Raw genomic sequence first — 6,961 nt, forward strand, 5'->3', positions numbered from 1 at the left:
ACAGAACGCTGAAAGCCGGCGCGGCCCTCGAGGGTCGCGCCGTCCCCTCCCGATGCTGGCGAAAGAATCCCCATGCCGATTGTGACGTTTCACAAGAAGGGCGAGGTCTACCGCGACGAGGTGAAGGAAAACACCAATCTCGTCGTCCGGGCCGGCATCAAGCAGTTTCCCTTTCCGCATCTCGCCTACAAATGCGGCATGGGCAAATGCGCCACCTGCAAGAGCCGCATCCTCGCCGGCGGCGAGCACCTGCCGCCGCCGAACTGGAAAGAAAAGAAGATGCTCGGCGATCAGCTCGACGCGGGCTATCGCCTCGCCTGCCAGCTCTGGATCAGTCACGATCTCGAGCTGATGCAGGACTAGACCCCGTCCCTCATCCGCCGCGGATCGCCCGCCGCGGCGCTCACCCTCGGCGGCGCAGCGCCGCCCACCCATAGGACAGTCCGATGTATGTCATCCTGACCACCAAGCCGGGCCAGTTCAGGACCGAGATCTCCGACGGCGTCGTGCCGGTCGAATCCTACGACTACCTGTTCTACGGCCGCAACCGGGCACGCTTCACCATCGCCGAGCTGCTGAAGAGCGAGGCCCGCATCACCATCGTCGAGGACGAGCCGCCGCAGATCACCAACAGCGTGCCCTCGAAGCTGTTCGAGAAGTTCGATTCCCTCGAAGAGGCGCGCGCCGAGCTCGAGACGCTCACCCATTACGGCAGCATGGACATCGTGCTGAAGCCGGTCTGACCTTCCTTTCCGCTCTCCCGGGATGCCGCGCCGCCTATGATCACGATCACCTTCCTCACCAATGGCGGGATGACCGCCACCGCGCCGGAGAACAGCAATCTCCTGCGCGTCTCGCTGCGCGAGAAGGGCGGCATCCCGTTCAAATGCGGCGGCGGCCTGTGCGGCACCTGCCGCTGCAAGATCGAGAGCGGTCTCGAGCACACCGACGCGGTCAAGCCGAAGGAGCGCAAGCACCTGACCGAGGCCGATCTGGCGGCCGGCCACCGCATGGCCTGCCAGACCTTCGTCAATGGCGACATCAGCGTCTCCTGGATTCCGCTCTCCGAGCGGAAGCGCTGACGCCTTGTCCCGCCGCCGCGGCCGCCTCCTTCGTCTCGGCTGGGGGCGGCGCCGCGCGTCGCGGCGCCCGGTTGCGGGCGCCGTTTCCTACGCTTCTCCTCCCTGCCAGTCCGAAGGTCCGATCGCCATGTCCGACGCCGTTGAGAATCTGAACTACATCGCCGGCGCCTGGGTGGGCGCGGCGAGCGGCGCCACCTTCGAGGACCGCAATCCGGCCGATCCGCGCGACCTGATCGGCCTGTTTCCCGATTCCGGCGCGGCGGATGTCGCGACGGCGGTCGCCGCCGTGAAGGCGGCCTGGCCCGCCTGGGCCGCCGCCTCGCCGGAAGTGCGCGCCGACGCGCTCTTCAAGGCCGCCGACATCATGGCCCGGCGGGCCGACGCGATCGCTGCCGAGCTGACCCGCGAGGAAGGCAAGACGATCACCGAGGCGCGCAACGAGGCGCGCCGGATCGCCGCCAATTTCCGCCTTTATGCCGGCGAGGCGCTGCGGCTCAACGGCGAGACCTATCCGAGCGAGGCCGGACAGCTCGTGCTCTCCGTCCGCCAGCCGGTCGGCGTCGTCGCCGTCATCACGCCGTGGAATTTCCCGCTCTCGATGGCGGCGCGCAAGATCGCCCCGGCGCTCGCCGCCGGCAACGGCGTCGTCTTCAAGCCCTCCGAGATCACGCCCCTGATGGGCCAGCGCCTCGTCGAGGTGCTGCTCGAGGCGGGCATCCCGGCCGGGCTGATCGCCCTCGTCCAGGGCCGCGGCCCGAGCGTCGGCCGGGCGATCACCGCCGAGCCGGGCATCGACGCGCTCACCTTCACCGGCTCCTATGCGGTCGGCAAGGCGATCCAGGCGTCGCTGTCGACCGACACGCGCTGCCAGCTCGAAATGGGCGGCAAGAACGCCACCATCGTGCTCGCCGATGCCGATCTCGCGAAGGCGGCGGCGGTGATCGAGCGCGGCGCCTTCGGCCTGACCGGCCAGGCCTGCACCGGCACGAGCCGGGTGCTCGTCGCCCGGCCGCTCTATGAGGCGCTGGTCGAGAAGCTCGCCGCGACGGCGAAGGCGATCAAGGTCGGGCCGGGCACGGCGGACGGCGTCAAGATGGGGCCGCTCGCGACCGAAGCGCAGTACGAGAAGGTGCTCGCCTATATCGAGATCGCCAAGGCCGAGGGCGGCCGCATCGTCGCCGGCGGCGAATCGCTGCGCGCCACCGATCCGGCGCTCGCCGAAGGCTATTTCGTCAGCCCCGCCGTGATCGCCGACCTGCCGGCCGACAGCCGGCTGCTGCGTGAGGAGATCTTCGGCCCGGTGGTGGCGATCCGCGCCATCGACACGCTCGACGAGGCGATCGCCATCGCCGACGACACCGAATACGGTCTCGCCGTCTCGCTCGTCACCAACGACCTTTCCGCCGTGCTGCGCTTCACCCGCGAGACCAGGCACGGCATCGTCAAGGTCAACAGCCCGACCTCCGGCGTGGCGCTCAACGCGCCGTTCGGCGGCTTCAAGCATTCGAGCAACCAGACGGCGAAAGAGCAGGGCGGCGCGACCGTGATGGACTTCTACAGCCGCATCAAGAGCATCTATCTCGGCGCCTGAGATGGCCGATGCGCTGATCGCGCTCGTCCCGCCCGGCTTCGCGCTCGCCCATTTCGCCGGCCCCGCCGCCATGGTCTTCGTCGCCGCCCTGCTGCAGGGCATCGGGGGCATGGGCTTCGCGATGGTGTCGGCGCCGCTCGCTGTGCTGTTCTATCCGGAACTGGTGCCGGGGCCGTTGCTCGTGCTCGGCGCCGGCCTCGCCCTGCTCGGCCTGATCCGCGAGCGGCGCGAAGTCGACTGGACCGGCGCCTCGACGCTGATGGGCGGCCGGGTGGTCGGCACGCTCGTCGCCGGAGCGACGCTCTCGATCCTGCCCGTCACCCTGTTCTCGACCGTCTTCGCCCTCCTCATCCTCACCGGGGTGGCGTTCAGCCTGTCCGGCTGGCGGGTCGCGCCCTCCGTGCCGAACATGCTCTTCGCCGGCTTCGCCTCAGGCCTGATGGGCACGATCACCTCGTCGGGCGCACCGCCCTTCGCGATCGTCATGCAGAGCCTGCCGCCGCCGCGGCTCCGCGCGACCATGGGCGTGGTGTTCTTCCTCGGCGCGCTCGTCTCGCTCGCCATGCTCGGCGTGGTTGGCCTGTTCGGCTGGCGCGAGACCTGGCTCGGCCTCCTCCTCTTCCCCTTCATGATCCTCGGCTTCGCGGTTTCGAGCCCGCTGACGCGCCTGTTCTCTCGCGACGCGGTGCGTCTCGTGCTACTGGCCCTCGCCGGCTTCGGCGCGGTCGGAATCCTGGCGCGGGTCTGGCTCGTTCCGGGCTGATCCGACCGGACCGTTCGTTCGTTCTCGCGAGGCTTTGTCCGTGCTCTTCATCACCGACCAAATGGTCGCCGAGGCGGTGTCCATCGGCGAGGCGCAGGCCGTCATGCGCGACGCCTTCGCGAGCTTCGGCGCCGGCCGCGCCGCGATGCAGGAACGCTTCCGCACCGAGGCGGGCGGGGTGAAACTGTCGACGCTCGGCGCGGTGATCCCCGATCTCGGCGTGGTCGGTGCCAAGGTCTATACGACGATCGGGGGCCGCTTCTCCTTCGCCATCGCGCTGTTCTCGACCGAGACCGGCCATCCGCTCGCCTCGATCGAGGCGAATGCGATCACCCGCCTCAGGACCCCCGCCTGCTCCGTGCTCGCGGCGCGCCATCTCGCCCGCGACGACAGCCGGCGGCTCGCCGTGTTCGGCACCGGCGTGCAGGGCCGCGCCCATGCGGCGCAATTCGCCGCCGCCTATCCGCTGTCGGAGGTCCTGATCGTCTCCTCGGCGCCGCGGCCGGAGACGGCGGAGGAGATCGCCGCCGAGGCGGGCGTGGCGGCGCGGCTCGTCGGGGCCGAAGAGGCGGTCGCCGAGGCCGACATCATCGTCACGGCCTCGCGTGCCAGGACGGCGCTCTTCCCCGGCGCCGCGCTGCGGCCCGGCCAGTTCGTCGCCGCGGTCGGATCGAGCCTGCCGACGACGCGCGAACTCGACGATCGCGCGCTCGCCCGGGCCGCGCTGGTCGCCGTCGAATGGCGGCCGCAGAGCCTGCGCGAGGCGGGAGACCTCGTGCTCGCCGACCCCGCCGTGCTGCCGGCGGAGAAGATCGTCGAGCTCGGCGAACTGGTCGCCGGCACGGCGCCGGGCCGGCGCGACGCCGCGGCGATCACGCTCTACAAATCGGTCGGCGTCGGCCTCGAGGACATCGCCCTCGCCGGTCTCGCCTTCCGCAAGATCGCGGGCGGCTGAGGGCTCACCGCTCGCCCGCCACTCTCTCGCAAGACGACACTCCGTTACGCCGAACGGCGCCCCGGTCCGGCGGTGCCATCCCCGCGCCGGCGACAATTGCCGGGAACGGGCATCACGCCTCGAGCGGCGCCATCTGCGCCGCATTATAGACGTGGCGGGCGGCGAGCAGACCGGCGAGCTCGGCATCGCCGGCGATCACGGCGCGCAGGATCGCGGCATGTTCCTGCCAGTTCTCCTTGCCGCGCTTGCGGCTGACCGGCGCGAAGATCATCACCGTGCGGTCGCGCAGCGAGCGGATCGTCTCCTGCAGCACGGAATTGCCGGCGACCCGGCCGATCGCCTCGTGGAAGCGGAAATTCTGCCGCGACAGCGCGGCGACGTCGTCGCCGTCGGTGAGGCGCGAGCCCTCGTCGAGGATGCGCTGCAGTTCGGCGATCTGGTCCGGGTCGTGCCGCTTGGCGGCGAGCTTCGCGTTGAGCGATTCGAGCGTCGCGCGCACCTCGACCAGCTCGCGCTTCTGCTCTTCGGTGAAGGTCGTCACCGAGGCGCCGCGGCGCGGCTCGATCGTCACGATGCCCTCGGCGGCGAGTTCGCGCAGCGCCTCGCGGACCGGCATGCGCGACACGCCGAGCTCCTCCGACAGCCGCCCCTCGATCAGCCGCTCGCCGAGCGGGATATCGCCCGACAGGATCCGGTCGCGCAGCGCCTTGGTGACGAGCTTGGTGAGCGGCGTATGCGTCGCCCCGAGCAGATTGACGTTCATGTCCATGCTGGCACCTCGAGCACCCTCGGCCCCGGTGAGGCCGTCCGCACCCGATGATGGGATACAGAATGCATCCCCGGCACCATAGCCGATTCCGCGCCCAGGTGCCATGCGCCGGGAGGGCGCAGACGGCGGCGCCCGTCCCGATCGGGCGTCAGGCGCGGTGTGTGGGAGGCGCGTCCGCTCAGCCCGCGCTGCGGTTGTGCTGGAAGAGAAAACTGTCCGCGTAGATGTGGTTGACGCTGGCGCCGTTCGACAGGAACAGGCTCTTCGCCGCGCCGACCATGGTCGGCGAGCCGCAGAGATAGATCGCCTGCTCGGAGAGATCGGGGAAATCGGCGAGCACGGCGTCCTGGACATAGCCGCGGCGTCCGTCCCAATCGGCATCCGGACGGGACAGCACGGGGACATAGCGGAAATCGTCGAACCGGCCGGCCCAGGCCTCGATCGCCGCGTGCAGATAGAGGTCGGCCTTCGTGCGGGCGCCCCAATAGAGGGCGACGGGCGGGCAGTCCGGATCGTCCATCAGCGATTCGAGGATGCTCTTCACGGGCGCGAGGCCGGTGCCGGTCGCGACCATCAGGAGCGGCCGGAAATCGTCCTTGCGCAGGAAGAAGGAGCCGTGCGGCAGTTCGATGTCGAGCGCGTCGCCGGGGGCGAGCGTCGCGATGCGGCGCTCGGTGAAGGCGCCGCCCGGGATCTGCCGGACGTGCAGTTCGATCGTCCGGCCGCGCGGCGGCGCCGCCATCGAGAAGGACCGGCTGCGGCCGTCGTCGAAATGGATGTTGACATATTGGCCGGGCAGGTAGTCGCAGCGCGCCGCCTCGGGCAGGTCGAGCGCCAGATGGACGACGTCGGCGGCGAGCCGCTCGACCGCGCGCACCGTGGCGCGGTGCCGCGCGGGCGGCTCGACGAGCGAGGGCATCACCTCGATCTCGGCGACGAGGTCGCTCGCCGGCCGGGCCTGGCAGGCGAGGCCGAAGCCCGCCGCCCGTTCCTCCGGATCGAGGCCCATCGGCGGCTCGAGATAGTCGACCGTGCCCTCGACGATGCGGAAGCGGCAGGTGCCGCACGTGCCCGACTTGCAGTCGTGCGGCAGGTTGATGTCCGCCCGCAGCGCCGCGGCGAGCAGCGTCTCGTGCGGCTCGACATCGAAGGCGAGGGCATCTTCGAGCAGGGTGACGCGATACGACAAGGCGCAGTCCCGGACCGGGAAATGGAGCGAGCGGACGGCGGACAGCGAACCCTCCTATTTCTTGATGTCGGCCTCCACGACCACGGTGTGGCCGGCGGACGAGACGATGGACTGGAGCGCGGCGAGCGCGGCGAGGCCGCAGGCGATGTCCTGCTCGCCATTGCCGCCCGACAGGCCGACGCCGCCGATCACTTGGCCGTCGACGACGACCGGGAAACCGCCGACGAAGGCGGCGAAGCGGCCCTCGAAGCTCAGCTGGATGCCATAGGCCTCGTTGCCGGGCAGAGCCGGGCCGTGCGGCGGCTTGGTGAAGAGATGGGTCGAACGCTTGTGGCCGGCGGCGGTCCAGGCCTTGTTCCAGGCGATCTGCGGCCCGGTGATGCGGGCGCCGTCCATCCGCTCGAGCGCGATCGGATAGCCGCCCTCGTCGACCACGCAGACGGATTCCGGCACGCCGAGCTCCTCGGCCTTGGCGATCGCGGCGGCGACCATGGCGCGGGCCTCGGCCCGCTCGAGCTTCAGAATGGTCTTCAAGGCTTCTTTCCGGGACTGGGATCGGCGGCGGGCGCGACGGCGAGGCCGCGCCCGTTCGATTCGTGACGGGCTCTGTCC

Annotated in this window: 9 protein-coding genes; 6 read left to right on the forward strand and 3 right to left on the reverse strand. The window is 70.3% G+C overall.

The features are described 5' to 3' along the window. Positions 1-72 precede the first annotated feature (72 nt). From GGQ63_RS21710 to GGQ63_RS21735, 6 genes are all read left to right on the forward strand, one after another. Positions 73-363: a 2Fe-2S iron-sulfur cluster-binding protein gene (locus GGQ63_RS21710; protein ID WP_183858724.1), complete on the forward strand. Its 291-nt coding sequence runs from the start codon at positions 73-75 to the stop codon at positions 361-363. Between the two features lie 83 nt (positions 364-446). Then, positions 447-743 (forward strand): ferredoxin, encoded by a 297-nt coding sequence (locus tag GGQ63_RS21715; protein WP_183858725.1) that lies wholly within the window; start codon positions 447-449, stop codon positions 741-743. Positions 744-779: 36 nt separating this feature from the next. Further along, positions 780-1,082, forward strand: a complete 303-nt coding sequence (locus GGQ63_RS21720) for a 2Fe-2S iron-sulfur cluster-binding protein (RefSeq protein WP_183858726.1) — start codon at positions 780-782, stop codon at positions 1,080-1,082. Between the two features lie 127 nt (positions 1,083-1,209). Further along, on the forward strand, positions 1,210-2,673 hold the full coding sequence (locus GGQ63_RS21725; RefSeq protein ID WP_183858727.1) for an aldehyde dehydrogenase family protein: 1,464 nt from the start codon (positions 1,210-1,212) through the stop codon (positions 2,671-2,673). Position 2,674: 1 nt separating this feature from the next. Next, the gene (locus tag GGQ63_RS21730; RefSeq protein WP_183858728.1) at positions 2,675-3,436 is read left to right on the forward strand and encodes a sulfite exporter TauE/SafE family protein; all 762 of its coding nucleotides are present in this window, start codon (positions 2,675-2,677) and stop codon (positions 3,434-3,436) included. A 40-nt stretch (positions 3,437-3,476) separates the two neighbouring features. Beyond that, the gene (locus tag GGQ63_RS21735) at positions 3,477-4,391 is read left to right on the forward strand and encodes an NAD(P)-binding domain-containing protein (RefSeq protein WP_183858729.1); all 915 of its coding nucleotides are present in this window, start codon (positions 3,477-3,479) and stop codon (positions 4,389-4,391) included. A 112-nt stretch (positions 4,392-4,503) separates the two neighbouring features. On the opposite strand, the gene GGQ63_RS21740 is transcribed toward GGQ63_RS21735, so the two are convergent. From GGQ63_RS21740 to GGQ63_RS21750, 3 genes are all read right to left on the reverse strand, one after another. Further along, positions 4,504-5,160: a GntR family transcriptional regulator gene (locus tag GGQ63_RS21740; RefSeq protein ID WP_183858730.1), complete on the reverse strand. Its 657-nt coding sequence runs from the start codon at positions 5,158-5,160 to the stop codon at positions 4,504-4,506. Between the two features lie 178 nt (positions 5,161-5,338). Beyond that, a complete protein-coding gene (locus GGQ63_RS21745) occupies positions 5,339-6,349 on the reverse strand; it encodes a 2Fe-2S iron-sulfur cluster-binding protein (protein WP_183858731.1) in 1,011 nt (336 codons plus the stop codon). Between the two features lie 54 nt (positions 6,350-6,403). Beyond that, positions 6,404-6,883, reverse strand: coding sequence for a GlcG/HbpS family heme-binding protein (locus GGQ63_RS21750; RefSeq protein ID WP_183858732.1), 480 nt, complete (start codon positions 6,881-6,883; stop codon positions 6,404-6,406). Between the last annotated feature and the right edge of the window lie 78 nt (positions 6,884-6,961).

Origin of the sequence: Prosthecomicrobium pneumaticum (assembly GCF_014199915.1) — a bacterium.
Lineage (GTDB): Bacteria > Pseudomonadota > Alphaproteobacteria > Rhizobiales > Kaistiaceae > Prosthecomicrobium > Prosthecomicrobium pneumaticum.

Bases quoted from the DNA above. Each gene is read 5' to 3' on its own strand.
- GGQ63_RS21730 (WP_183858728.1), top strand. From the start codon at position 2,675: ATGGCCGATGCGCTGATCGCGCTCGTCCCGCCCGGCTTCGCGCTCGCC.
- GGQ63_RS21715 (WP_183858725.1), top strand. From the start codon at position 447: ATGTATGTCATCCTGACCACCAAGCCGGGCCAGTTCAGGACCGAGATC.
- GGQ63_RS21740 (WP_183858730.1), bottom strand. From the start codon at position 5,160: ATGGACATGAACGTCAATCTGCTCGGGGCGACGCATACGCCGCTCACC.
- GGQ63_RS21725 (WP_183858727.1), top strand. From the start codon at position 1,210: ATGTCCGACGCCGTTGAGAATCTGAACTACATCGCCGGCGCCTGGGTG.
- GGQ63_RS21710 (WP_183858724.1), top strand. From the start codon at position 73: ATGCCGATTGTGACGTTTCACAAGAAGGGCGAGGTCTACCGCGACGAG.
- GGQ63_RS21720 (WP_183858726.1), top strand. From the start codon at position 780: ATGATCACGATCACCTTCCTCACCAATGGCGGGATGACCGCCACCGCG.